This window comes from Novosphingobium sp. Gsoil 351 (assembly GCF_009707465.1).
GTDB lineage: Bacteria > Pseudomonadota > Alphaproteobacteria > Sphingomonadales > Sphingomonadaceae > Novosphingobium.
Genome location: NZ_CP046120.1, coordinates 1773699 through 1796788, shown reverse-complemented (window position 1 = coordinate 1796788; position 23090 = coordinate 1773699). Strand labels below are relative to the sequence as shown.

Annotated in this window: 24 protein-coding genes; 7 read left to right on the top strand and 17 right to left on the bottom strand. The window is 65.8% G+C overall.

All coding sequences use genetic code 11. From position 1 onward, the window contains the following. Positions 1–2: 2 nt before the first annotated feature. From GKE62_RS18950 to GKE62_RS08625, 3 genes are all read right to left on the bottom strand, one after another. Positions 3–359: an acyl-CoA dehydrogenase family protein gene (locus tag GKE62_RS18950; RefSeq protein WP_230207022.1), complete on the bottom strand. Its 357-nt coding sequence runs from the start codon at positions 357–359 to the stop codon at positions 3–5. 86 nt (positions 360–445) lie between these two features. Beyond that, positions 446–1213 carry an acyl-CoA dehydrogenase family protein gene (locus tag GKE62_RS18945; protein ID WP_230207021.1) on the bottom strand — a complete coding sequence of 256 codons (768 nt, stop codon included), beginning with the start codon at positions 1211–1213 and terminating at the stop codon, positions 446–448. Then, a complete protein-coding gene (locus GKE62_RS08625; RefSeq protein WP_154691893.1) occupies positions 1210–2643 on the bottom strand; it encodes an aldehyde dehydrogenase family protein in 1434 nt (477 codons plus the stop codon). The genes GKE62_RS18945 and GKE62_RS08625 overlap by 4 nt, the downstream gene beginning before the upstream one ends. Positions 2644–3004: 361 nt before the next feature. On the opposite strand from GKE62_RS08625, the gene GKE62_RS08620 reads away from it, so the two are divergent. Next, positions 3005–3325, top strand: a complete 321-nt coding sequence (locus GKE62_RS08620; RefSeq protein WP_154691892.1) for a hypothetical protein — start codon at positions 3005–3007, stop codon at positions 3323–3325. 109 nt (positions 3326–3434) lie between these two features. On the opposite strand, the gene GKE62_RS08615 is transcribed toward GKE62_RS08620, so the two are convergent. After that, positions 3435–4634, bottom strand: coding sequence for an IS256 family transposase (locus GKE62_RS08615; RefSeq protein WP_154691249.1), 1200 nt, complete (start codon positions 4632–4634; stop codon positions 3435–3437). 227 nt (positions 4635–4861) lie between these two features. Here GKE62_RS08615 and GKE62_RS08610 point away from each other — a divergent pair, with 227 nt between their 5' ends. The 5 genes from GKE62_RS08610 (at position 4862) to GKE62_RS08590 (ending at position 8132) form a co-directional block, all read left to right on the top strand. After that, positions 4862–5167: a hypothetical protein gene (locus GKE62_RS08610; protein ID WP_154691891.1), complete on the top strand. Its 306-nt coding sequence runs from the start codon at positions 4862–4864 to the stop codon at positions 5165–5167. A 199-nt stretch (positions 5168–5366) separates the two neighbouring features. After that, complete coding sequence (locus GKE62_RS08605; protein WP_154691890.1) at positions 5367–6119, top strand: alpha/beta fold hydrolase; 753 nt, start codon at positions 5367–5369, stop codon at positions 6117–6119. 44 nt (positions 6120–6163) lie between these two features. Continuing rightward, positions 6164–6517, top strand: a complete 354-nt coding sequence (locus GKE62_RS08600; RefSeq protein ID WP_154691889.1) for a hypothetical protein — start codon at positions 6164–6166, stop codon at positions 6515–6517. Then, the gene (locus tag GKE62_RS08595; protein WP_154691888.1) at positions 6514–7581 is read left to right on the top strand and encodes an alpha/beta fold hydrolase; all 1068 of its coding nucleotides are present in this window, start codon (positions 6514–6516) and stop codon (positions 7579–7581) included. Before GKE62_RS08600 ends, GKE62_RS08595 begins: the two co-directional genes overlap by 4 nt. Beyond that, the gene (locus GKE62_RS08590) at positions 7578–8132 is read left to right on the top strand and encodes a GNAT family N-acetyltransferase (RefSeq protein ID WP_230207020.1); all 555 of its coding nucleotides are present in this window, start codon (positions 7578–7580) and stop codon (positions 8130–8132) included. The genes GKE62_RS08595 and GKE62_RS08590 overlap by 4 nt, the downstream gene beginning before the upstream one ends. Before the next feature lie 137 nt (positions 8133–8269). Here the strand turns inward: GKE62_RS08590 and GKE62_RS08585 are convergent, their stop codons facing one another. Next, complete coding sequence (locus tag GKE62_RS08585) at positions 8270–8776, bottom strand: spore coat U domain-containing protein (protein WP_154691887.1); 507 nt, start codon at positions 8774–8776, stop codon at positions 8270–8272. Between the two features lie 167 nt (positions 8777–8943). On the opposite strand from GKE62_RS08585, the gene GKE62_RS08580 reads away from it, so the two are divergent. Beyond that, complete coding sequence (locus GKE62_RS08580) at positions 8944–9486, top strand: cytochrome c family protein (RefSeq protein ID WP_154691886.1); 543 nt, start codon at positions 8944–8946, stop codon at positions 9484–9486. Between the two features lie 69 nt (positions 9487–9555). On the opposite strand, the gene hemA is transcribed toward GKE62_RS08580, so the two are convergent. The 12 genes from hemA to bchB form a co-directional block, all read right to left on the bottom strand. After that, the gene (hemA, locus tag GKE62_RS08575) at positions 9556–10779 is read right to left on the bottom strand and encodes a 5-aminolevulinate synthase (protein ID WP_154691885.1); all 1224 of its coding nucleotides are present in this window, start codon (positions 10777–10779) and stop codon (positions 9556–9558) included. 24 nt (positions 10780–10803) lie between these two features. Further along, complete coding sequence (puhE, locus tag GKE62_RS08570; protein WP_370516080.1) at positions 10804–11583, bottom strand: putative photosynthetic complex assembly protein PuhE; 780 nt, start codon at positions 11581–11583, stop codon at positions 10804–10806. 2 nt (positions 11584–11585) lie between these two features. Further along, the gene (gene acsF / locus GKE62_RS08565; RefSeq protein ID WP_230207019.1) at positions 11586–12668 is read right to left on the bottom strand and encodes a magnesium-protoporphyrin IX monomethyl ester (oxidative) cyclase; all 1083 of its coding nucleotides are present in this window, start codon (positions 12666–12668) and stop codon (positions 11586–11588) included. Beyond that, the gene (locus GKE62_RS08560; RefSeq protein ID WP_154691883.1) at positions 12665–12952 is read right to left on the bottom strand and encodes a hypothetical protein; all 288 of its coding nucleotides are present in this window, start codon (positions 12950–12952) and stop codon (positions 12665–12667) included. Before GKE62_RS08560 ends, acsF begins: the two co-directional genes overlap by 4 nt. After that, positions 12952–13434 carry a photosynthetic complex assembly protein PuhC gene (gene puhC / locus GKE62_RS08555; protein WP_154691882.1) on the bottom strand — a complete coding sequence of 161 codons (483 nt, stop codon included), beginning with the start codon at positions 13432–13434 and terminating at the stop codon, positions 12952–12954. Before puhC ends, GKE62_RS08560 begins: the two co-directional genes overlap by 1 nt. Then, complete coding sequence (gene puhB / locus GKE62_RS08550) at positions 13431–14066, bottom strand: photosynthetic complex putative assembly protein PuhB (protein ID WP_154691881.1); 636 nt, start codon at positions 14064–14066, stop codon at positions 13431–13433. The genes puhC and puhB overlap by 4 nt, the downstream gene beginning before the upstream one ends. Then, entirely contained in the window at positions 14063–14830 is a 768-nt protein-coding gene (puhA, locus tag GKE62_RS08545) for a photosynthetic reaction center subunit H (RefSeq protein WP_154691880.1), read from the bottom strand. The genes puhB and puhA overlap by 4 nt, the downstream gene beginning before the upstream one ends. 67 nt (positions 14831–14897) lie before the next feature. Beyond that, complete coding sequence (locus tag GKE62_RS08540; RefSeq protein WP_230207018.1) at positions 14898–16340, bottom strand: BCD family MFS transporter; 1443 nt, start codon at positions 16338–16340, stop codon at positions 14898–14900. A gap of 1 nt (position 16341) precedes the next feature. Then, positions 16342–17046, bottom strand: a complete 705-nt coding sequence (bchM, locus tag GKE62_RS08535; RefSeq protein WP_154691878.1) for a magnesium protoporphyrin IX methyltransferase — start codon at positions 17044–17046, stop codon at positions 16342–16344. Next, on the bottom strand, positions 17046–17942 hold the full coding sequence (bchL, locus tag GKE62_RS08530; RefSeq protein WP_230207017.1) for a ferredoxin:protochlorophyllide reductase (ATP-dependent) iron-sulfur ATP-binding protein: 897 nt from the start codon (positions 17940–17942) through the stop codon (positions 17046–17048). The genes bchM and bchL overlap by 1 nt, the downstream gene beginning before the upstream one ends. Positions 17943–17955: 13 nt before the next feature. Continuing rightward, the gene (locus tag GKE62_RS08525; RefSeq protein WP_154691877.1) at positions 17956–21558 is read right to left on the bottom strand and encodes a magnesium chelatase subunit H; all 3603 of its coding nucleotides are present in this window, start codon (positions 21556–21558) and stop codon (positions 17956–17958) included. Continuing rightward, a complete protein-coding gene (bchB, locus tag GKE62_RS08520; protein ID WP_154691876.1) occupies positions 21548–23089 on the bottom strand; it encodes a ferredoxin:protochlorophyllide reductase (ATP-dependent) subunit B in 1542 nt (513 codons plus the stop codon). The genes GKE62_RS08525 and bchB overlap by 11 nt, the downstream gene beginning before the upstream one ends. Position 23090: the final 1 nt, after the last annotated feature.

Sequence of the window (23090 nt, the reverse complement as noted above, 5' to 3'; positions counted from 1 at the left end):
GGCTAAAGGCCAAGTTCTGCCTTAGCGATGATGTTGCGCTGGATCTCGTTGGTTCCCGCGTAGATCGAGCCGGCCCGTTCATTGAGATAGCGCAGCGGTGCGATTGCCTGCCAAGGCTCTAAACTGGCATAAGCTTCCGTGGGACCCGGGTAGTTTATTACGGGGCCGCCCGGCATAGCGACACGCGGCTGCCAGGCACGCGCAAGCGGCCCCGCGGCCTCGAGCCGCAACTCTGTGATCCGCTGCTGCAGTTCGGTGCCCAAGATCTTCATCATCGATGCATCGGTGCCGACAGAGCGATCGTTTGACAGTGCGGAGAGAATTTCCATTTCGAGAGCGTCGAGAACTTCGATCTGCACTCCAACATCGGCGAGCCGTGTGGCGAACACTGGATCGGCAGCGATCCGTCCCGCAGCCTCGGTATAGAGTAGATCGAGCTTTGCCTTCAGTTCCGGCGCGTAAGCGCTCCCCCGCGCTCAAAATCAAGCAGGTACTTGGCGACCGTCCAGCCCCCGTCGATTTCACCAAGAACGTTGGCGACGGGCACGCGTACGGCGTCGAAGAACACCTGATTCTGGATCCATTCGCCCGAGTGCATAATGATCGGCTGAACCTCGATGCCCGGCGTGGCCATGTCAATGAGAAGAAAGGTAATACCTTGCTGGCGGCGCTCGGTCCGCGCGGTGCGGACTAAGCAGAACATCCAGTTGGCTACGTTGGCATGCGTGGTCCAGATTTTGCTGCCAGTGCAGACCAGTGCATCTCCGTCGCGCACCGCCTTCATATCCAGGGCAGCGAGGTCAGAGCCGGCTTGGGGCTCCGAGTAACCTTGGCACCAGAAATGCTCGCCCGACAGCATTCGCGGGAGAAAGTAGGCCTTCTGTGCTTCCGTTCCGTAGCCGATGATCGCCGGCCCAGCCATGTTTATGCCCATAGGCGAGGTCGGTGGAGCGCCGGCGGCTACACGCTCGCTCGTGAAGATATGTCGCTGCATGGCGCTCCACCCAGCGCCGCCGTATTCAACCGGCCAAGCCGGTGCCGCCCAGCCACGCTTGTGGAGTATCGCCTGCCACGCCATCTGCGACGCATGATCGGCATAGACGCTGGTCATCCGGCTCCCTGCCAAGCGCAACTCCGGAGTGAGCGCATCGGCAAGGAATGCGCGAACCTCGGCGCGAAACGCCTTTTCGGAAGCTGATAGCGTGCTGCTCACGCCGCGGCGGCCGACTTTGGAATGTAAATCGACTTCGGTCGCGTAAATTCCAGAAGTCCAGGCAACCCGTTTTCTTGACCAAAGCCCGATTGCTTGGCCCCGGCCAGGGGGGTGAACGGCGTCGATTGCAGGTTTTGGTTGATCCAGACCGTACCGGTATCGAGGCGATGCGCGATCGCGGTGGCCTGTTCGACGTCGCCGGACCAGACTGCGCCAGCAAGTCCGTATTCCGTGTCATTGGCGCGAGTGACTACGTCGTCGATGTCCGTGAACTTGAGCAGTGGGAGCACGGGGCCGAACGCTTCCTCGACAACCACGCGGGCGTCGTCAGGTGGATTGTCGACAAGCGTCAGCGGGACGAAATACCCCCTTTCGGGGACCGCTTGGCCTTCGAGTAAGGTCAACCCGCTGGCGCGGGCATCGTCGAGGAGCGCAATCACGCGCCGATATTGCGCCTCGTTTTGAATCGGGCCGTAACGATTGCCCTGTTGGGCACCGTCGCCGATCGGGGTTTCGCGCACCAACTCGTGCAAGCGGTCGCGAAGCTTATCGTAGATATCGGCGTGAATATAAAGCCGCTTCGTTGCCACGCAAACCTGTGCAGTATTGTGAAACGCGCCTTCGAATAATTGCTCGGCAACCGCGTCAACATCGACGTCGGGGAGAATGATCGCGGCATCGTTGCCACCAAGTTCAAGTGTTATCCGCTTGAGGTCGCGCGCCGCAGATTCCATTACACGTCGACCGGTCGCCGTCGATCCCGTGAACGAGATCTTTGCAAAACCAGGGTGCGCCGTCATCAGCGGACCCAGTTCGTCGCCGCCACAGATGACGTTTAACACGCCTGCGGGAAAGCAGTCTCGGATGAGTTCGGCAATCCGCAAGGTGGTGAGTGGAGTATATGGAGAGGGCTTCAGCACTAGCGTGTTCCCCGCCATGAGCGCAGGGCCGATCTTCCAGGCTGCAAGAAGAACCGGGAAATTCCAGGGCACGATGCCGCAAACGACTCCTAGCGGAACGTGATGCACTTCGATTCGACGCGTGGCAGTGTCTTCGGTGACGTCGACCGGGATATCGAGCATCGTGGTCGCCTTAAGCCACATCGCCGCGCCCGCGATCTCCGCCCTAGCGCCCGGTAAAGGGCGTCCCTGCTCCCTGGTGAACAGGGCGGCAAGTGCATCAGCTTCGCCGTCGATCAGGTCGGCTGCTTTAATGATTGCAGCCTTGCGGTCGGCCACGGGTGTGTCGCGCCAGCCGGGGAAGGCGCGTGAGGCCGCGGCGACGGCACGGTCGAGGTCGGCTGCGTCGGCGGCCGGTGCCTCTGCAAAAACTTCTCCCGTCGCGGGATTGCGAACCGGGATTGTCTTGGCGGTTTCCACGCTTCGGCCATCCACAGTCAGCACAAAACGGTCACGCGCGTGCGTCGCCATTTAGCTCTCCTTGTTAGGCCGCCATTCCGCAGCCTTTCCGTTTTGAAATCTAACCTCATTAGATAAAAGTAGCAATAGAGCTTGTCGGCGACCAGGGTGGGAAAGTGACGGATGCAAAGACAGCCTCGATCCCGTCGGCGTCGTTCTCGTCAAGGCGTTCGACGAGATTAGTCATTGCCAGCGCGGCATGCTGTAACATCGGTAATGCTTAGCGGCAGTGGCGGCGCCATGGCGATCAGTCCCGGAGCTCTGCTTCTGGCTTTCCAGTTGAATTCCCCCACACCGCGACCATAGTCATTGGTGTGAGCGGATAGTGTCGCATTCGACCTGACCGCAGATCCCGACATCGCTGATCGATAGTTTGCCGCAGGCGCTCGTGCGCTGGTGGCCGCCGGTCGGGTGTTCACGCTGCCCAGCTCACGTTGCCAAAGCAGAAAGGAGCGCCATGCGTGCATTTTACGTCGACCTCGTTCGAGGGGCATCGCTGGACTTCATTGCCGGACCGTTCGGGAGCGAGGAGATCGCAGGAAAGTACCAGCAAGCCGCGGTCGGCAAGCAAGTCGAGCTCGACCCGTGGGCCCCGCTCGATGATTTTGGGGTCAGCGCGGTCAGCGGCGGATTTCGTCAGCTTGGACGATTGAACGACCGTATCAAAATCGACCCGGGCGATTTGCTGAACTGACAGCGTCTGCGTCGTCGAGTGGTTCAGACACTTAAGGATGGATCGTGTCCCACCATGTGGTGTAGGTTCGCTGGCGTAGTCGCAGCGATCTCCGGCCAAGCCGGATTGATCATGCCGCCATGGCTGGCAACCTGATGATGGTGTTATCGCTTAATCCCGAGACGCTTTCCAGCGTCATGTAGCGGCAGCGCTGAACGGCCCACTCGTCATTCTGTTCGAGCAGGATCGCGCCGACGAGACGGGTTATGGCCTCCTCGTTGGGGAAGATGCCGACGACGTCGGTGCGCCGCTTGATCTCGCCATTGAGGCGCTCGATGGGATTGTTGGAGTGCAGCTTGGTGCGATGCTGCGCGGGGAAGGTCATGTAGGCCAGCACATCGTCCTCGGCGCTGTCCATCAGCGCCGCCAGCTTGGGCACGGTCGGCCTGAGCTGATCAGCCACGCTGCGCCACTGGGCCTTGGCGGTCTCGGGTGTTTCCTGGGCGAAGGCGGTGGCGATGAACGCCGAGACGACCCGGCGCCCACTCTTGCCGGCATGGGCCAGGGCGTTGCGCATGAAGTGGACGCGGCAGCGCTGCCAGGTTGCGCTGAAGACCTTGGCGACCGATGCCTTGATGCCTTCATGGGAGTCGGAGATCACCAGCTTCACGCCGCGCAGGCCGCGGCGGGCAAGGCTGCGCAGGAAGTCCGTCCAGAACACCTCGGCTTCGGAATGCCCGATCGCCATGCCGAGGACTTCGCGCCGGCCGTCATTGTTGACACCGACCGCGACGATGACGGCGACCGAGACGATCCGGCCGGCTCGCCGGACCTTGATGTAGGTGGCATCCATCCAGACATAGGGCCAGTCGCCTTCGATCGGACGCTCGAGGAACGCCTTCACGCGGCCGTCGATCTCTTCGCACAGCCGGCTGACCTGGCTCTTCGAGATGCCGCTCATCCCCATCGCCCTGACAAGATCGTCGACCGAGCGCGTCGAGATGCCCTGGATGTAGGCCTCCTGGATCACAGCCGTCAGAGCTTTCTCCGCCATGCGGCGGGGCTCGAGAAAGCCCGGGAAGTAACTGCCCTTCCTGAGCTTTGGGATCCGCAGCTCGACGGTGCCGGCGCGGGTCTCCCAGTCCCGGTCCCGATAGCCGTTGCGCTGCGCGAGCCGCTCGGCATCCTTCTCGCCGTAGGCCGCACCCGTCAGGCCGCCGACCTCCAGCTCCATCAACCGCTGCGCGGCAAAACCAATCATGTCGCGCAGGAAATCGCCGTCGGCAGTCTTCCCAACCAGCGCGTGCAGGTCCATCTTGTCGTTGGTCATCGGTGTCTCCGTAAGTTGAGTTTCGCAACCCAAGCTTATCCGAAGTTCGCCGATGACCACCCGCGAAACTGACCGGCCGCTACAGCGCTAGTTGGGGAGCGCGCGTCCGGTCAGCTTCGCTACCCTCGAAACCTACACCACGCCCGGGGGCACGACCTAAGGATGCTCGAGGCCAGATTTGAAAAACCGGCTGTGCTCCCGGTTGAGGTAGATGCCAGCCAGTAGAGGTGCAGGCACAGCAGTTCCTTCTGATACTCATCCATCTCGATCGGGCGCACAATCTCAAGAACGTTGCCTCCGCCAATCGTGAGATGATGGCGCGCGCCGAGCGCTCGGGCGGCTCCGAACCGGGATTCCAGAAGGGGAAAAAATTCCTGGTTGAGCGGAAGATTTTCCCAGGAATCGTCAAACTCTTCCCAGAAAACCGAATAGGGGAAATTGGACAGCTCGCGCGTGCATTCCGGAAGGTTTTTGCATGCCATCACCCCCAGAATGACCCGTCAGAGCGCGATTTCCCACTACTTTCCCATTGATATGGGAATTTCAGGCGCAGAGACTGATTCGACCGGGACTGCGTCGTTCACCATCCGCCTCGTCCTCGCATTCAACGCCGCAAGCCCGTATGGCGGGCGTGGGAGCAGAGGGCCCTACTGCCTTCCACCCATTTTTGGCTAGAGGGGGCGGGCGATGGGTTTTGTCGGTTGAGGGGGCGGTTGATGACGAGAGCGGTGGGTGGTTGCCCTGAGTGACCTGGCGCGCGAGAGCGAGGCCATCGCCGCGCCCGGGCTGTGGCTTAGCGCGACCGAGCCGCTGCGCGCAGCGCTTGAATTCGCAAGCATGTTTGCGCGGCTTCCCGCCCTTCTCGCTGCGCCTCGCGGTGACGGGCACACGGTCATGGTCCTGCCAGGCTTCGCCACCTCGGACGTGATGACCCAGGCCTTGCGCAACTATCTTTCGTGGTTGGGCTATGACAGCGAGCCATGGCGGCTCGGCTTCAATACCGGGTACCTGAAGTTCGGCGAGGATCAGGCCGGGCTGCATGCGCGCCTATCCGAGCTGGCTGGACGTTCGGCCGACAAAGTGAGTCTCGTTGGCTGGAGCCTGGGCGGAATGATGGCGCGGCAAATGGCGCGCCGATATCCCGAGGCCGTCCGGCGGGTGATCACCCTGGGTTCGCCCTTTACCGGAGACCCGCGGGCGATCTCGATTCGCGGCATGTACAAGCTGGTCAGCGGGGAGAGCGTGGATTCCGCTTCATGGCGCGAGCGGTTCGAGCGCGACCGTGCGCCGCCAGCCGTTCCGACCACCGCTATCTACTCGCGCAACGACGGGGTTACGGCGTGGCGCAACTGCATCGAGGAGCCGGCTGCCCACACCGAGAACATAGAAGTTGGCGGGAGCCATTTAGGGTTGACGCACAACCCCGAGGTTCTGCTTCATGTCGCGGCGATACTGGCCCGCCCGCGAGTCGCGCAAGAGGCATGAAGCAGGGGAGACGCCATGACTGAACTTTCAGGCGGGTCGTGTCGATGAGCGTGGAGCCTTCCCTCGATCCGATGGCGATGATGCGCTCGGCACTCGATCAGTGGGAGAAGCTGGCCAACGAATATGGCGCGCAGTTTCTCCAGCGTCCCGAGACGACCAAAGCGATGCAAACGATGACCGCCGGCTACTTGCAGATGCAGAAGGCGCTGCAGGATGCGATGGGCAAGGCGCTGGCCGTCGCCAACCTGCCGAGCCGGACCGACATCGAGGCGCTGTCCGCGCGGCTGGGCGCGATTGAGGCCAGCCTGGCGCGGATCGAGGCGGGCAAACCCTCGGAGCCCACCGTCGCGGCGCTGCCCCGGCCGCCACGCACGCGCCAGCCTCCGGCCAAGTCATGAGCGAACAGCCCGGGCTACTCGAACGCAGCAGGCAGGAGTTCGAGCGGGCGCTTCAGCGCAACATCAAGGGGCTAGGCTATTTCGCTTCGCCCGCCCCGGTCGTGGGGGCGAGCGCCAAGGACGTGCTGATTGAACGCGGCACGCTACGGCTGTATCACTACCGTCCTCTGGTCGACGAAATCTACCGGGTGCCGGTGCTTCTGGTGATGGCCACGACGAACCGCGGCTATATCTTCGATCTGACCCCGGGGCAGAGCCTGGTCGAGTATTTGCTGAAGCGCGGCTACGACGTGTTCATGATCGATTGGGAGGCCCCGCGCCCCGACGAGAAGACGCTCGATCTCGCCAGCTACGTGCTCGACTTCATCCCGACTTGCGTCGAGCGCGTCAAACAGGCGACGGGCGAACCCGATGTCAGCGTCCTAGGCTATTGCTTCGGCGGGGTGCTCTCGCTGCTGTGGGCGGCGTTGCACCCAGATGCGGGGCTCAGGAACCTGGCGACTTTCACCACTCCGGTCGACTTCAGCCAGATGCCGCTGTTCGCCAGCTGGTCGGACAAGCGCTATTTCGATGTCGACCGGCTCGTCGATACCCTGGGCAATTGCCCGTCGGAGATGCTCTACTCCTCGTTTGATTCGCTGCGCCCGGCGGGCAGGATCGCGGGCAATTTGCGGCTGGTCGACCGAATGTGGGACGATGAGTTCGTCAAGGCCCACCGGATGATCGATCGCTGGGGCACGGACATCCTCCCGCTCGCGGGCGCGTACTTTCGCGACACCATCAAGAAATTGATGTGGGATAACGCGCTGATGGAAGGCACGATGGACGTCGCCGGACGCCCGGTCGACCTGGCCAACATCACTGTACCGTTCCTGCACGTGACGGCCGAGCACGATCATATCGTGCCGACCGCCGCCTCCGCTCCGCTGATCGACATGATCGGCAGCGTCGACAAGGAGCAGGTCACCCTCAAGGGCGGTCATGTCAGCCTGGTCGGCGGACCCAACGCGGTGCGCCGGATGTGGCCCAAGCTCGACGATTGGCTGGCGGAGAAAAGCCTGTGAACGCGAAAGTGAAGACCGCCGCTCCGGTGGCTATCCAGTCCCTGGCGGATTGCGACGAGGCCGCTGTCCGCAGCTTCGTGGGCAAAGTGCCGCCGCACGATCTGCTGTTTCTGGACCGCGACATTCGCCAGCCCAAAGTGCTCGCGGCCTGGCGCAAGGCGATCGAGCGCGGCTCGATCCACAGCTTGGCTGCCGTCGCGGGAGGCGAGATCGTCGCGACCACCGCGGTGCTCAGCGATCCGCTCAGCTGGTCGGCGCATGTCGCAGACGTGCGCCTGCTCGTCCTGCCCGAATGGCGCGGCAAGGGGGTCGGAAGAGCGCTGCTCGAAGCCAGCATCGACCATGCGATCGCCCGGGGCGCGACAAAGCTGACCGCGCGGATGACCCCGGATCAGCGCGGCGCGATTACCCTGTTCGAGGAATCCGGGTTTCGCGGCGAGGCGCTGCTGCGCGATCAGGTTCATGACTCCAATGGGCAACCGCACGATCTGGCAGTGCTCTCGCAGGACGTGGCCCGCGAACGGTCGCGAACGCAGGCGCTGATGGCCTGATCCCCCCTATCGTTCGCGGGTCAGCCGAACGCCAGCCCTTCGTCATCGCCGGACCTTTGGCCCATCGCGGCGTTTATAGTCGGTCACGATATCCTATGCCATCAGGCTCCAGGTTGGTTCCGCTGTGTTCCGCTACCTCAGAAGTTGGTCGTCACCGTCACCTGATCGGCATAGCGGCCCGCGGTGATGCGGGGGTCCCCGCCGATCATTCCGTAGGCGGTCAGGCGGGCGGTTCCGGCAGAGCTTGTGACGGCGGCGACCGATTGGCTCCCCAATGCGCCCCACCGGGTGGTGTGGGCGGGATCGGCGAAGATGTCGTAGGCAAGGTACCGGCCACTCGCCGGGTCGAGCGCGCGCCGGGCGCCACCGGCGGGAAATTGTCCATCATCGAGCGCGACGGTGAAAGGCACTTCCGCGCCGCAGGAAACCTCGATGGCGGCACTCGCGGTTTGCGACGGAGCCTGCGCTGCGTCGGTGGTCCCGAAGACCAGCGGCTCGGCGGCAACGGTGCAGTTGGGAGCAACCTCGACGCTGACCGCCATCGTCGCCGACGCCGCGGTTGCAGCCTGGGCGGTGGGCCATGCCGCGCCGACGGTCGACAGCGCGAACAGGGTGACGAAGCGAGCGACGTGGCGGCTGTCCATCGTTGGGTCTTGCCCTTGGGCCGCGCTGCATTCGAGTCCTCGCTGGCGCCCGTCCCGGCATGAAACGGCATAAACCCAAACGTGCGCAAGGCTGCTGAACAATCATTCGTTGATGCGGTTGAACACCTGCATTAAGCGGAACCACGGGCCCAGGGAGAGTTAGACTTATGCGGATTCCATTTAGCGTTATCAGCGTCATCTCGGCGTCGCTTCTGCTGGCCAGTTGCGGAGGAAACAAGGCCGAGGACGGCAGTGAGGCAGCGGACGAAGCCGCCGCTGCTGCGGCCGATACCCCCGCTGCCACCACTGCCGCTCCGGCAGGAGCGCCGGCGGCAGCCGCCAGCGCCGCGCCGGCTGCGGACAACACCGACACCGTCGATGGCGTCAAGTTGGCCAGCCTGACCGGCAACGCCGCCAACGGCGAGAAGATATTTCTCCAGTGCAAAACCTGCCACACGCTGGAAGCGGGCAAGAACATGATCGGCCCGTCGCTGCACGGGATCATCGGCCGTCACTCGGGTGAAATCGCCGGATTCAGCTATTCGGCCGCGAACAAGAATAGCGGAATCACTTGGTCGCCCGATAAGCTGTTCCAGTATCTCGAGAAGCCGCAGCGCGTGGTGCCGGGCACCAAGATGGCCTTCGCCGGCCTGTCCAAGGCGCAGGACCGCGCCGACGTGATCGCCTATCTGACGACAGCCTCGAAATAGCGGTTCACGAAACACACGGAAAAGGGCGCGATCCGCAAGGATCGCGCCCTTTTTCGTGGGCACTGGCAATTACGCCGCCATCGATCTCCGGGCGAGTTCGCACTGGCTCCAGATGTCGCTCAGCGCCTCGATCAGTCTGTCGATGTCGCCGTCGCTGTGGACTGGCGAAGGGGTGATCCGCAGCCGCTCGGTGCCTTTGGGAACCGTCGGGTAGTTGATTGGCTGGACGTAGATCCCGTGGTTGTCCATCAGCCAGTCGCTGATCATCTTGGCCTTGACCGGATCGCCGACCATCACCGGGATGATGTGACTGGGGTTGGGCAGGTGAGGGATGCCCAGCACATCGAGCCGGTGGCGAACCTTGGCGACGCGCTCTTGGTGGCGCGCGCGCTCCATCTGGCTTTCCTTGAGGTGGCGGATGCTCGCGCAGGCGCCCGCGGCCAGTGCTGGCGGCAGCGCGGTGGTGAAGATGAACCCGCTAGCGAAGCTGCGGATGAAATCGCACAGCGCCGCCGAGGCGGCGATATACCCACCCATGACCCCGAACGCTTTGCCCAGCGTGCCTTCGATCACCGTGATTCGGTCCATCAGGCCTTCGCGTTCGGCCACCCCGCCGCCGCGCGGCCCGTAGAGGCCGACCGCATGGACCTCGTCGATATAGCTCAGCGCACCATGCTTCTCACAGACATCGAGGATTTCAGCGATCGGGGCGATGTCGCCGTCCATCGAATAGACGCTCTCGAACGCGACCAGCTTAGGCACTTCGGGACCATATTCGGAAAGGAGGCGGTCGAGATCGGCGGGATCGTTGTGCTTCCAGATGCGGCAGGGGGCCTTGGAATAGCGGATGCCTTCGATCATCGAAGCATGGTTGAGCCCGTCGGAGAATACCACGCAGCCTGGAATGCGCCCCGCCAGCGTGCCGAGCCCCGCCCAGTTCGAGACATAGCCCGAGGTGAACAGCAGCGCGGCTTCCTTGTTGTGGAGGTCGGCGAGTTCGCGCTCGAGCAGCACGTGGTGGTGGTTGGTCCCCGAAATGTTGCGCGTGCCGCCAGCCCCGGCGCCGCATTCGTCGAGCACCTGGTGCATCGCTTCGATGACCTTGGGGTTCTGGCCCATGCCGAGGTAGTCGTTCGAGCACCACACCGTGATGTCCTGGGTGCCGCCTTCGTCGTCGTAACGCGTGGCCTTGGGGAACGCGCCGCGATGGCGTTCGATCTCGGCAAAGATGCGATAGCGGCCTTCGCCGCGAACGGCCTCGAGCTCGGTCTGGAAAAAGCCTTCGTAATCCATGCGTATTCCCCTCTCCAAACCGTCTTACGCGCCGCTTTTGGCCCGCTTCTGGCCGGGCAATGCCCAGCCCCACAAGGCGCCGTCGCGGAACGGCAACGCCAAGAATATGTGCTCGACCACGCCCAGCGCGGCAAGCGTAAACAGCAGGCTCAGCGCCACCGCGTCGGCACCGTGCGGCGCGGCGGCGAGCGCCTGCGCGCCCAGCCACGCGGCGAGCGCGGCGGTCGCGGCGATGGTCGCAGCCAGCAGCGCGGTGAACCGGCGCGGCCCAAAGTAGCTCTTGAGATAGGCGAGGTGCGGCGGCAGGATTTCGTCGCTCATGTTCGGCACGCCGAGGAAGATGTTGAGCTTGCTTGCCAAACGCAGCGCGAACAGCAGGCAGAACACTTGCGCGCCCAGCGGGTTGGGCGCGGTCCAGGTCAGCGAGATCAACAATAGCGCGGTCACCGCCAGCGCGATCTCGTGGTATATCAGCGTCGATCCGGCATCGACGAAGCGGTCCCAGCCGCGCGCTTCGGGCCGGGCGGGTTCGCGCCGCGGGCCCGCCACCGCGCCCATCAGGAAGCTCATCTCGTGCCACGCCCAGACCAGCATCGCCCCGCCGAAGCCGAGGTACGCCCCGACCGCGCTCGCCAGGCTGGCGGCGATCACCACCATCGCCAGGCCCAACACCCCAGCGATCCCGGCGACGATCAGCGCGACGGGAAACGTCGCCCGGTCCCGGTTATCAAGCCACGCGACCAGCCCCGTCGCGAAGAACCAGATCGCGATCGTCGCCACCAATGGCAGAATATGGCCCGCCATCGTCACCATGCGGGCTGCAGCCGGATGGTGGCGGGCAGTTCGTTGCTGCGCGTGCGGTGGAAGAACAGGCCCCCAAAGGCGGCACCGGCGCGGATCATCCCGCCCGCACGCTGGAGCGCCCCGGCGATGCCGCCGCGGGCCTTGCCATCGGCGATTGCCCGGCTTGCCGCGAGCAGCCGCTCGAGCGCGGCGCGGAAAGCCGGGGCATCGGTATCCAGTTCGATCGGAAAGACCTGGCGGCTGATCTGAGTGGTGATCGCAAACACATTGTAGTCGTAGGCAGTCGGATCGAGCCCCAACGCCTTGTGGAACACCGGGCGCGCGTGATCGCGGACATACATCGTCGCATAGACCGAGAGCAGGAAGAACCGCACCCACAGCTTGTTCACCCCGGTCAGCAGCTTGGGATCGGCGCGCATCAGCAGCGCGAACGCCTCACCATGACGGAACTCGTCGCTGCACCAGCGCTCGAACCACTGGAAGATCGGGTGGAAGCGCAGTTCCGGGTGCGCGGCGAGCTGGCGGTAGATCGCGATGTAGCGCGCGTAGCCGATCTTTTCCGACAGATAGACCGCGTAGAAAATGAACTTCGGCTTGAAATAGGTGTATTTCTTGGTCTTGGTCAGGAAGCTCAGATCGATCCCGATCCCGGCGTCCTTGAGGGTTTCGTTGATGAACCCGGCATGGCGGCTTTCGTCGCGGGCGAGCAGCTTGAACAGCATTTTCACGTCCGGGTTCGTGGTCCGCTTGGCGATCTCGGCATAGAGAATGCAGCCGGAGAACTCCGAGGTGAGCGAACTGACGAGAAAGTCGGTGAACTCGGCGCGCAGCGCGGGTTCCAGGCCCTCGATCACGCCATCGAAGCTGGCGTCGCGCTTGAAGTGGCGCTTGTTGGGATCGCTTTGCATCTCCGAGATCAGCGCATCCCACTCGGCGCGCACGGACGTCACATCGATAGCGTCGAGCTGCGCGAAATCCGTGGTGTAGAAACGCGGGCTGAGGACAGTATCCTGGGTCGCCATGGCCATGGTGTCGGGCGCGGCCATCGCGTTGTCGAAGGCGCTGGCGGAGACGGGCGCGTTCATGAGATCTTCCTCGGGGTGAAGCTGACTTCGTAGAGTTCGGCCAGATCGAAGTATGCCACGAACCTGGTCCATGCCCGCAGCAGCGGACCTGCGCGGGTCACCGTGGCGGTGCGATCGTGGACCACGCTTTGGCCGAACGCCACTCGGATCGGCGCGCCGTGTACGCGGACGCGGTCGCCTGGATGGATCGCGATGTCGCCGGCCAGTTCGACGTGGGCGTGGAAATGCTCCTCGCTCTGCTCGATCGCGATGCGGCAGGGGGTATCGAAGCTGGCCCGGGGCATCAGGCGGCGGCCTTGGGCAGCAAGGCGGCGAAGACCGCGCGGTTGTCGGGGCCGAATGCCCCCAGCTCGATGCTCCGCCCGGTGGCGGTATCGACGAAGTTGAGCGAGCCGTCGCTGAACAGGGTCAGCGTGAACGGCGGCGCCGAACCGATCCCGCGCGACCGGCGCTCGCGCGCGAGGCCGCGCAGCACGCCGCGGATGAACCCGCCGCTTTTGGTTTCGGTTTCGATCACCGCGACGGTGGCGGAGGTGGCGGCGTCGGCGATCACCACCGCGCCGTCGGCCCGGTCGCTGAAGGTGAGTTTGCGGGTCTCGACCACGCTCGCTTGGTCCGCCGCTCGCACCGCCGCGGGAACCGCCTCGCGCTCGAGTACGCCGACGCGTACCAGCAAGGTCAGCAGGATGCTCAGCACCACCAGCGCCCCCGCCGCGATCAGCGCGGGCTTGGGGACGGTCTCGTCGTGGGCATGCGTGTGGCTCATGCCGCAGCCTCGACCAGTCCGGCGGAAGCAAGCGCTGGGCGCGATTGGCGAGCGGTCGCCTCGACTTCCATCTGCTCAACTGGCCTCAGCGCCGCGCAGGCTCGTGCCAGTTGCTGCGCGACCATCGCCGCATCGGGCACCGCGCGCAGCATGGGCTGGGGACTGCGCAGACGGAACGGGCGGGCGTGCGGCCAGAGCAGCACATAGCCCAGGCGGTGCGAGGCGGTCGGCGCCAGCGCGATGTCGCCAAAGCCATGGCCCCGCTCGCGCAGGTCGGCGGAACCGATCAGGCCGAGCGGCAGGTTGATGCAGGTGTTGAGCGCCACGCCGATCCGCAGCACGATCCGGCGGTTGGTTAGCGTATAGACCGTGGTCCGCGCGACTGCCCAGGCAAAACCGGTCAGCAGCGCGACCACCAGCGCCCCGCCGATCACGGTAAAGGCAACGCCCAGCATGCTGCCGTTGACCAGCGCCAGCGTCAGGCACACCGCGAAGTAGGCTGCGATCAGCCGGGTGTGGAGCGCGCTGCGCGCCAGCACGCGCCAGTCGGGCGCGCCCTGCCACACGATCGTCTCGCCCGGCGGCAGGTTGCCCGGCAGCCCGCGGACCGGTTCGTGGTCGTATTCGCTCATAGCCACGGCTCCTGCCGGTCGGCGTTGGCGTAGAGATAGCCGCCGCCGAAGTAGCCGACGATTCGCTCTTCCTCGTAACGAGTGATCTCGCCCGCAGCGGCCGGCAGCGGCGCTCCGGCAAAGTCGGCGGCGTTGATCGCGTCGACCACCAGCGCGCCCTTGGAGATCTTGCCCATCGCCGCCGGAGCCAGCGCGCGTCCGCCGCCGGTCGTGGCGATGTCGTAATACCGCACGAGGTGATCGGAGCGATCGACCCATAGGTCGGAGATCGTGCCCGCCAGCGCGCCATCCGCGCCATAGACCTTCATCCCGCGCGGGTCGCTGTCCGGGCGCGAGATGGTGATTTCGGTCTGGGTCGAAAGCGGGACGATCCGCGCCCGGCCGCCGGCGTCCTGATCGGGCCACTTGGCACGCTCTGCGTAGGCGGCCGGGCCAATGCCGTCGGTCAGCGGATTGCCCGTCGGCTCATAGGGCGCGCCGCTGAAGTTCTCGTGACGCCGCGCGAGAATATCGACCGGCTCGCGGCCCTTGGTGGGCGCGCTCACCGTGCCGCGGTCGAACGGCAGGCGGAAGCTCTTGGTCGTGGCGGTGTGCATCGCGCCGCCGTAGGACTCGACCGCGCCGGTCAGTTCGTCCTCGAGCGGGTAGCCCTCGCGCCGGTCTTCGCGTCGCAGCCAGAACACCAGCAGCACGAAGAACAGTACGAATGCGAAGAACGCCAGTTCGGCGACGTCGATCGAACCCACCAGATAGCCATCGCTCATTGTCCGGTCCTTTCCCGCTTGCTCATGCCCAAATTGCTCATGCCCAAATTGCTCATGCCAAGCCTGCTCATGTCGGAAACTCAGTGAGCCCGAAGCGGCGAGAAGTGCCTGCGGGCGGAAGAATGCGATCGCGTCCCACCAAAGGTCCGATCACCGCCAGAGTGACCAGCAGCAGCAAGATCTCGATCAGGTAGACGGCGCTGTACCCGGTCGAACGCAGCGCCAGCGTGGCGCCGAGGCCGTCGGCGACCGCCAGGCTCGCAATCAGGTCGCGAGCGATTCCGCCCAGTGCGATTGCAAGCCCCGCGGCGCTTGCCTGGACCGCGCCCCACGCGCCCAGCGCCAGGCCGGAAGCGCCGCCGCGGGCCAGCGCCATCGCCGCCACAAGCGTGCCGACCGAGAACAGGCCGACGCCCAGCCCGATCGTCAACGCGCCCGCGGCGAGCAGCGCGGGCGAGCCGAGCGGCGCCGCGAACAACACCATCAGGAATGCACAGATTCCGCCGGCAAGACCGAACCCGGCGAGCCGCAGCGGATCGATTCCATTTGTCAGCGACCGGCCCGCCAGCGCGAACCCACCCAGCGCGCCGAGCGCCCAGGCCCCGGTCAGGCCAGTGGTCGCACCGACCGTCAGGCCAAGAATTTCGCCGCCATAAGGTTCGAGCAGCGCGTCCTGCATCGCGAACGCAGCCGCGCCGAGCCCGATCGCGACCAGCAGGCGCATCGCATTGCGCTCTGCGACGAACCCGCGCCACACGTGCGCGAAGGGCAGGCGAGCGAGCGCGACGACTTCGATAGGGGCGGAGTGGCGGGCCTCCTGCTTCCACAGCGCGCACAAGTTGAACAGCATCGTCAGCACCGCCGCGCCCTGGATCACCCCTACCAGCCGGGTCGGCGAGAAATCGACCAGCAGCGCGCCGATCACCAGCGACGACAGCATCATGCCGACCAGCAACATCACATAGAGCAGCGCCACGGTGCGCGGGCGGTCCTCCTCGCGGGCGAGGTCGGTGGCCAGCGCCAGCCCGGCGGTCTGGGTGGTGTGCATCCCCGTACCGGTGAGGATGAAGGCCAGCGCCCCCGCGGCGATCCCCGCCATTTCGGTATCGGGCTGGCCGATCAGGAGCAGCGCGAACGGCATGATCGCCAGCCCGCCGAACTGCATCAGCGTGCCGAACCAGATGTACGGCACCCGCCGCCAGCCGAGGAGCGAGCGGTGGGTATCCGACTTGTGTCCGATCAGCGCGCGGAACGGCGCGGCCAGCAGCGGCAGTGCGATCAGCGGTGCGACCAGCCAGGCTGGGATTTTCAGCTCGACGATCATCACCCGATTGAGCGTGCCGTTGAGCAAAACGGTCGCCATCCCCACGCTGACCTGGAACAGCGCCAGACGGAGTAGGCGCCCCAGCGGCAAGTCGTCGCTCGCCGCGTCCGCGAACGGCAGCCAGGCGGTCGCGATTCGCGTCCAGCTCGGCTTGCGTACGGTCAGCGGAAGGCGGCGTACGGTCATTTTAGCGGCGCACCAGTTCCAGCGCATGCGAAGTGTAGAACCCGCTGACCACGCGCTCGCTGCGCCCGATCCGCCAGCCGGGAAGTGCCGAAAGGCGTGTCCGCAACTCGGCTTCTGCGACCGGGACGAGGGCGGGTGAGCGGTTGCTGCGCGGGAAAAACTGGCCAACCCGGTGCATCGCCCCCAGCAGCGCGGTGTGCGGGGCGAACGTGAATACGATCGAACCGGTGCAGCGTTCGGCGAGCAGCTCGACTGTCTCGACGATCTCGCCCGCCGGATAATGGATCAGCGAATCCATCGCCACGACATGCGCGAACGTACCCAGCCCGGGATCGAGCATGTCGCCCACCCGCCAATCGATCTTGCCGTGGCCGAGGTAAGACGGCTGGCGCTCACGGGCGATCTCGACGAGCCCCCCGGCGATGTCGATCGCGGTGACTTCAGCCCCACGCCGCGCAGCCTGGATAGCCAGCGCGCCGGTGCCACAGCCCGCGTCGAGCAGGCGGGTGCGGCGCAAGTCGGGCGGCAACCAGTCTAGCAACAGCGACCGCATCCGCTCCCGACCGGCGCGCACTGTGGCGCGGATGCCGCTGACCTTGACGTCCGAAGTGAGGTCGATCCACGCCTTGCGGGCGGTCCCGTCGAAGTATTCGGCGAGGCGATCGCGGTGATCGAACCACACGGTGTTGGGTGCATGACTGGCCATCATTCGAACCCCAGGAAGTCGAAGATATCACGGTCCTTCATCGGCTGCGCGTCGAGTGGGTCGACGCCAGCCCACAGCATGTCCGCCAGCTTCATGTATTCGTTCTGAGCGGCGACGATGTCCGGCGTGTCGTCCATCTCGAACAGCGTGCACTTCTTGAGGCGGCTGCGGCGGATCGCGTCGAGGTCCTTGAAATGGGCGAGCCGCTTCATCCCGATCGCATCTGCGAAGCGGTCGATCTCGTCGGTCTCGGCCGAGCGGTTGGCGACCACTCCTGCGAGCCGCACGTCGTAGTTCTTGGACTTCGCCTTGATCGCCGCGACGATCCGGTTCATTGCGAAGATGCTGTCGAAATCGTTGGCCGCGACCACCAGCGCGCGCTCGGCGTGCTGGAGCGGCGCGGCGAACCCGCCGCAAACGACATCGCCCAGCACGTCGAAGATCACCACGTCGGTATCCTCGAGCAGGTGGTGCTGCTTGAGCAGCTTGACCGTCTGCCCGACGACATAGCCGCCGCATCCGGTGCCCGCGGGAGGTCCGCCCGCCTCGACGCACATCACCCCGTTGTAGCCTTCGAACATATAGTCTTCGGGGCGCAGCTCCTCGGCGTGGAAATCGACCGTTTCGAGCACGTCGATCACCGTCGGCATCAGCTTTTTGGTCAGGGTGAAGGTGGAGTCGTGCTTGGGATCGCAGCCGATCTGAAGCACCCGATGGCCGAGCTTGGAAAACGCCGCGGAGAGGTTGGACGAGGTGGTCGACTTGCCGATCCCGCCTTTGCCGTAAACCGCGAAGACCTTTGCGCCCTTGATTTTGTCGGCCGGATCGAGCGCGACTTGGAGTGAGCCTTCGCCATCGGGCGGGGCGTCGCGGGTAAGGGTGTCGAGCATCGTCATATCGTGTTCCTAATCAGGCTGCTTGTAGCCCTTCGAGCCGGTCTTCGAGTTCGTCGCTGGCTTCGCGCAGCGCGGCGAGCGTCGCCGCATCGGGTTCCCACAAGCGCCGGTCGCAGGCTTCGAGAAGCCGGTTGGCGACCCGTGCCGAGCTCTTGGGATTGAGCGCCGCCAGGCGGTGGCGCATCTCGGGGTCGAGCACGAAAGTCTCGCTGATCTTCTGGTATACCCACGGCGCGACCTGACCGGTGGTGGCCGACCAGCCCATCGTCGTGGTCACATGACCTTCGATGTTGCGGACGCCTTCGTAGCCGTGCTTGAGCATCCCCTCGTACCACTTGGGGTTGAGCGTGCGGGTGCGGGTTTCCAGGTCGATCTGCTCGCCCAGCGTGCGCACCTTGGCGGTCCCTTGCGTGGCGTCGAGGATGTAGACCGGCGCCGCCGCGCCGCGCGCCCGCGCGACCGAGCGTGCGATGCCGCCGAGGCCGTCGACGTACTGGTCGAGATCGGTGATCCCGGTCTCGACGCTTTCGAGGTTCTGGTAAGTGAACTCGACGTCCTTGAGCGCGCTGCGCAGCAGGTCGCGCTGCTGGACGGGCGCACCGCTGACCCCATAGGCATAGCCCTTCTGGGTCTCGAAGGCGTTGGCCAGTTCGTCCGGATCGGTCCACACCCCGCCGTCGATCAGACGGTTGACGTTGGCCCCGTAGGCGCCCTCGGCGTTGGAATAGACACGCAGGCTCGCGGTCTCCAGATCGCAGTCATGCAGCGCCTGATGGGCGAGGCTGTGCTTGCGTACGAAGTTCAGGTCGAGCGGCTCGTCGGCTTGCGAAGCGAGCAGCGCGGCCTCGGCGATCATCCGCGTCTGCAAGGGCAGCAGGTCGCGGAAGATGCCCGAGAGCGTCACCACCACGTCGATCCGCGGGCGACCCAGTTCGGCCAATGGGATCAGTTCCGCCCCGCACAGGCGGCCATAGCCGTCGATCCGCGGGCGCGCGCCGATCAGGGTCAGAGCCTGGGCTATCTGCACGCCCTCGCTCTTCATGTTGTCGGTGCCCCACAGCACCATCGCCAGGCTTTCGGGGAAGTTCGCGCCGCTTTCGATATGGCGCGCGATCAGCCGCTCGGCCTGCTCGGCACCTTGAGCGCAGGCGAACTTGCTGGGGATACGGAAGGGGTCGAAGCCGTGAAGGTTGCGCCCGGTTGGCAACACTTCCGGGTTGGCCAGCAGATCGCCGCCCGGCGCCGGGCGCACATAGCCGCCGTCTAGCGCATGGACCAGCGAGCCAAGTTCATCGCAGCTACCGATCAGCGTCTCGATCGCGGCACGCCCGGTCTGCGGATCGGCCCCAGCGTCAGCAGCAACCATCGCGTCAATCAGGCCTTCGCGCGCCTGGCCCTGCGGCTGGCTTCCGAAGACATGGAGGCCCTCCGGGATCAGCGTGCGCTCGAGTTCGTAGAGCCGTCCGGCGAGCGTCTCGATCGCACCCAGTTCGATGTCGAGTTCGACGCAGGCCTCGCCGATCATCGCCTCCAGGGCGTCGCATTCGCCGTCGGGGGCCGAGGCGCGCCAGCGTTCGACCATCGCCTTGAGATCGGCGAAGCCCTTGTAAAGCCCCGCCTGCGCCAGCGGCGGGGTCATGTAGCTGACCAGCGTGGCAGCCGAGCGGCGCTTGGCGAGGATGCCCTCGGTGGGATTGTTCGAGGCGTAAAGGTAATAGTTGGGCAGATCGCCGAGCAGGCGTTCGGGCCAGCAATCGCCGCTCAGGCCGGTCTGTTTGCCGGGCATGAATTCGAGCGCGCCGTGGGTGCCGAAGTGGAGCACCGCGTGCGCGCCGAAGTCCTCGCGCAGCCAGCGGTAGAACGCGGAAAACGCGTGGGTCGGGGCGAAATCGCCGTCGAACAGCAGCCGCACCGGGTCGCCTTCGTAGCCGAACCCGGGCTGAATCCCGACGAAAACGTTGCCGAATTGCGCGCCCAGCACGTGGATCGACGAACCGTCAGCCTGGAGCTTGCCCGGCGCCGCGCCCCACTGGCGCTCGATCGCGGCGAGGTGCGGCTCGCGGCGGACGTGCTCGTCGGCGGGGATCCGCACCGCGACGTTGGCGTCCGCGCCGAAGCGTTCGGCGTTTCCGTCAAGGATCATGGCGCGGGTGTCAGCGACCGTCGCGGGCACGTCGACCGCATAACCCTCGCGCGCCAACCGGAGCAGCGTGGCGTGGAGCGATTCGAACACCGCGAGGAACGCCGCGGTCCCGGTTGCGCCGGCGTTGGGCGGGAAGTTGAACAAGACGATGCCGAGACGCCGCTCGGCGCGTTGGCTCCGCTTGAGCGCGATCAGCTTGACCGTCTTGGCGGCGAGCGCCTCGGCGCGTTCGGGGCACGAACGCATCACCCGGACGAGGCCCGAGGCGGGGAAATTGCAGTGCCGCGCGCAGCCGGTGCAGGGGCCGCTGGCATCGGCGCGCCCGCCGAACACGCTGGGAACGGTCGAACCGTCGAGTTCGGGGATCGCGACCATCATCGTCGCTTCGAGCGGGAGCAGGCCCTGGCGGCTCGCGCCCCATTGCTGAAGCGACTGGAACTCGATCGCGTGGCCCGCGAGGTAGGGCACGTCGAGCGCCGCGAGGGTATCCGCCGCGGCGGCCGAATCGTTGTAGGCCGGGCCGCCGACCAGCGAGAACCCGGTCAGATTGACCACCGCGTCGACCGTCGGCTTGCCGTTGGCGACGAAGAACCTGTCGATCGCCGGGCGCGCATCCAGCCCGCTGGCGAACGCCGGGATCACCCGCAGCCCGGCGCGCTCGAACGCGTCGATCGCCCCGTCGTAGTGCCCGGCATCGCGCCCCAGCAGGTACGAGCGCAGCATGAGCACGCCGACGGTGCCGTTCTCGCCCTTGCCGCGCGGCAGCAGGCGCAGGCTCTCGCTCATCCGCTGCTCGGTGCGCGGGTGGTAGACCCCGACCTCGGGATAGTCGGCGGGCGGCGCGCCCGGGGTTGCGCCACGGCGCACCGCGCGCTCGTCCGCGGAATAGCGGTCGATCAGCGCGCGGACCATCGCGATCACGTTCTCGTCCGAACCGGCCAGCCAGTACTGCAGGGTGAGGAAGTACGCGCGCACGTCCTGCGCGGTGCCGGGGATGAAGCGCAGGATCTTGGGCAGGCGGCGCAGCATCTTCATCTGCCCCGCGCCCGAGTTGCTGCCCGGCTTGCCGGCTTTGCCGTTCTGGCCGCGCAGCCGCTTGAGCAGCGCCAGCGGGCCCTTGGCCGGGGCGTCCATCCGGTAGCCGCCCATCCGGGTCAGCTTGACCACCTCGCCTGCCGCCATCAGCCCGATCATCGCATCGCAGTTCTCGCGGCGCTCGGTCAGCGCGGGCAGGATCGCGCGGACGTGATCGTCGAGGAACAGCATCGTCGCGATGACGATGTCGGCGCGGGCGATCTCGGCCTTGGCGCGCTCGAGCGTGGCGGGATCGCGATCCCAGTCGGCGGCGGCATGGAGCGAGATTGCGATATTGTCGCGCGCCAGTTCCATCTCGGCGCGCTCGACCGCTCCCTTGAGGTGGTTGTCGAGCGTCACGATCGCGACGCGGACCGGAGGCAGCGCGCTAGCGGGCATAGTGCGCCTTCGCATCGTAGAGCGTGGCGAGGTCGATCTCGCCGCGCGCCTGCTCGGCCGCGAAAGCTTCGGTGTTGCGGCGCGCCTTGCCGCGGACGAAGAACGGGATCTTCTTGAGTTCGCGCTCGGCTTCGGCTGTCCACGCCGCGCCGCCGTCGTTGGCCGGAACCAGAATCGCCTCGGGGATCGCCGCCGCCGGGCTGACCGCGTGGAGGTGCGATCCACCCGCCGCGTCGGAGAATTCGAAATCGTCGCGGAACATCGTCAGGAGGTGTTCCTCCAGCCCCATCACCAGCGGATGGACCCAGGTGTCGAACAGCACGTTGGCGCCCTCGAAACCCATCTGGGGGCTGTGCCGCGCGGGGAAATCCTGAACGTGGACCGGGGCCGAGATCACCGCGCACGGGATGCCCAGCCGTTTGGCGATATGGCGCTCCATCTGGGTGCCCAGGACCAGCTCGGGGCTGGCCGCGGCGATGGCCTCCTCGACTTCGAGGTGGTCATCCGAGATCAGCGGCGCGACGCCGTACTTGGCCGCGGCGGCACGGATATCGCGGGCGAACTCGCGGTTGTAGCAACCCAGGCCGCAGACCACGAAGCCCAGCTCCTCGGAGGCAACGCGCGCGGCGGCGACCGCGTGCGTACCGTCACCGAACACGAACACGCGCTTGCCGGTGAGGTAGGTCGAATCGACCGAGCGGCTCCACCACGGCAGCCGCGAGCCATCGTCGGCCAGCGCGGGAGCGGGGTCGACCCCGGCGGCGGCGGCGACTTCGGCGATGAACTCGCGGGTCGCGTTCACCCCGATCGGCACGGTGCGGACGATGGGTTGCTTGAACGTCCGCTCGATCCAGCGCGCGGCTTCCTCGCCGATCTCGGGATAAAGCACGATCGAGAAATCGGCCTCGCCGATCGTGCGCAAGTCTTCGGGCGTCGCGCCGAGCGGCGCGCAGAGATGGACGTCGATCCCCAGCCGGTCGAGGATCCTGGTCACCTCGATCGTGTCGTCGCGGTGACGGAAGCCCAAGGCACAGGGGCCGAGCAGGTTCGCGCACGGACGCCGCCCGTCGCGCGGGGCAGGGCGCAGCGCCGGATCGGCCAGCTTGCGGACGAGCTGGTAGAAGCTCTCCGCCGCCCCCCAGTTCTCCTTGCGCTGATAGCTGGGCAGTTCGAGCGGGATGACCGGGCAGGGCAGGCGCATCGCTTCGGCGAGGCCGGCGGGATCGTCCTGGATAAGCTCGGCGGTGCAGCTCGCGCCGACCATCAGCGCACTGGGCTGGAACCGGGCGACCGCATCGCGCGCGGCGGTCTGGAACAGGCTGGCGGTGTCGCTGCCCAGGTCGCGCGCCTGGAAGGTGGTGTAGGTGACCGGTGGGCGCTTGCCGCGGCGCTCGATCATCGTGAACAGCAAGTCGGCGTAGGTATCGCCCTGCGGCGCGTGGAGCAGGTAGTGGACCCCGTCCATCGCGGTCGCCACGCGCATCGCCCCGACGTGGGGCGGGCCTTCGTAGGTCCAGACCGCGAGCTGCACC

Coding starts and splice junctions, on each gene's coding strand:
- GKE62_RS08525 (WP_154691877.1), bottom strand. CDS start 21,558: ATGCCCGCTAGCGCGCTGCCTCCGGTCCGCGTCGCGATCGTGACGCTC.
- GKE62_RS08625 (WP_154691893.1), bottom strand. CDS start 2,643: ATGGCGACGCACGCGCGTGACCGTTTTGTGCTGACTGTGGATGGCCGA.
- puhA (WP_154691880.1), bottom strand. CDS start 14,830: ATGAGCGATGGCTATCTGGTGGGTTCGATCGACGTCGCCGAACTGGCG.
- GKE62_RS08615 (WP_154691249.1), bottom strand. CDS start 4,634: ATGACCAACGACAAGATGGACCTGCACGCGCTGGTTGGGAAGACTGCC.
- GKE62_RS08560 (WP_154691883.1), bottom strand. CDS start 12,952: ATGCCCCGGGCCAGCTTCGATACCCCCTGCCGCATCGCGATCGAGCAG.
- GKE62_RS08580 (WP_154691886.1), top strand. CDS start 8,944: ATGCGGATTCCATTTAGCGTTATCAGCGTCATCTCGGCGTCGCTTCTG.
- puhB (WP_154691881.1), bottom strand. CDS start 14,066: ATGAGCGAATACGACCACGAACCGGTCCGCGGGCTGCCGGGCAACCTG.
- bchL (WP_230207017.1), bottom strand. CDS start 17,942: ATGACGATGCTCGACACCCTTACCCGCGACGCCCCGCCCGATGGCGAA.
- puhC (WP_154691882.1), bottom strand. CDS start 13,434: ATGAGCCACACGCATGCCCACGACGAGACCGTCCCCAAGCCCGCGCTG.
- GKE62_RS08540 (WP_230207018.1), bottom strand. CDS start 16,340: ATGACCGTACGCCGCCTTCCGCTGACCGTACGCAAGCCGAGCTGGACG.
- GKE62_RS08600 (WP_154691889.1), top strand. CDS start 6,164: ATGAGCGTGGAGCCTTCCCTCGATCCGATGGCGATGATGCGCTCGGCA.
- bchM (WP_154691878.1), bottom strand. CDS start 17,046: ATGGCCAGTCATGCACCCAACACCGTGTGGTTCGATCACCGCGATCGC.
- GKE62_RS08585 (WP_154691887.1), bottom strand. CDS start 8,776: ATGGACAGCCGCCACGTCGCTCGCTTCGTCACCCTGTTCGCGCTGTCG.
- puhE (WP_370516080.1), bottom strand. CDS start 11,583: ATGGCGGGCCATATTCTGCCATTGGTGGCGACGATCGCGATCTGGTTC.
- hemA (WP_154691885.1), bottom strand. CDS start 10,779: ATGGATTACGAAGGCTTTTTCCAGACCGAGCTCGAGGCCGTTCGCGGC.
- acsF (WP_230207019.1), bottom strand. CDS start 12,668: ATGAACGCGCCCGTCTCCGCCAGCGCCTTCGACAACGCGATGGCCGCG.
- GKE62_RS08595 (WP_154691888.1), top strand. CDS start 6,514: ATGAGCGAACAGCCCGGGCTACTCGAACGCAGCAGGCAGGAGTTCGAG.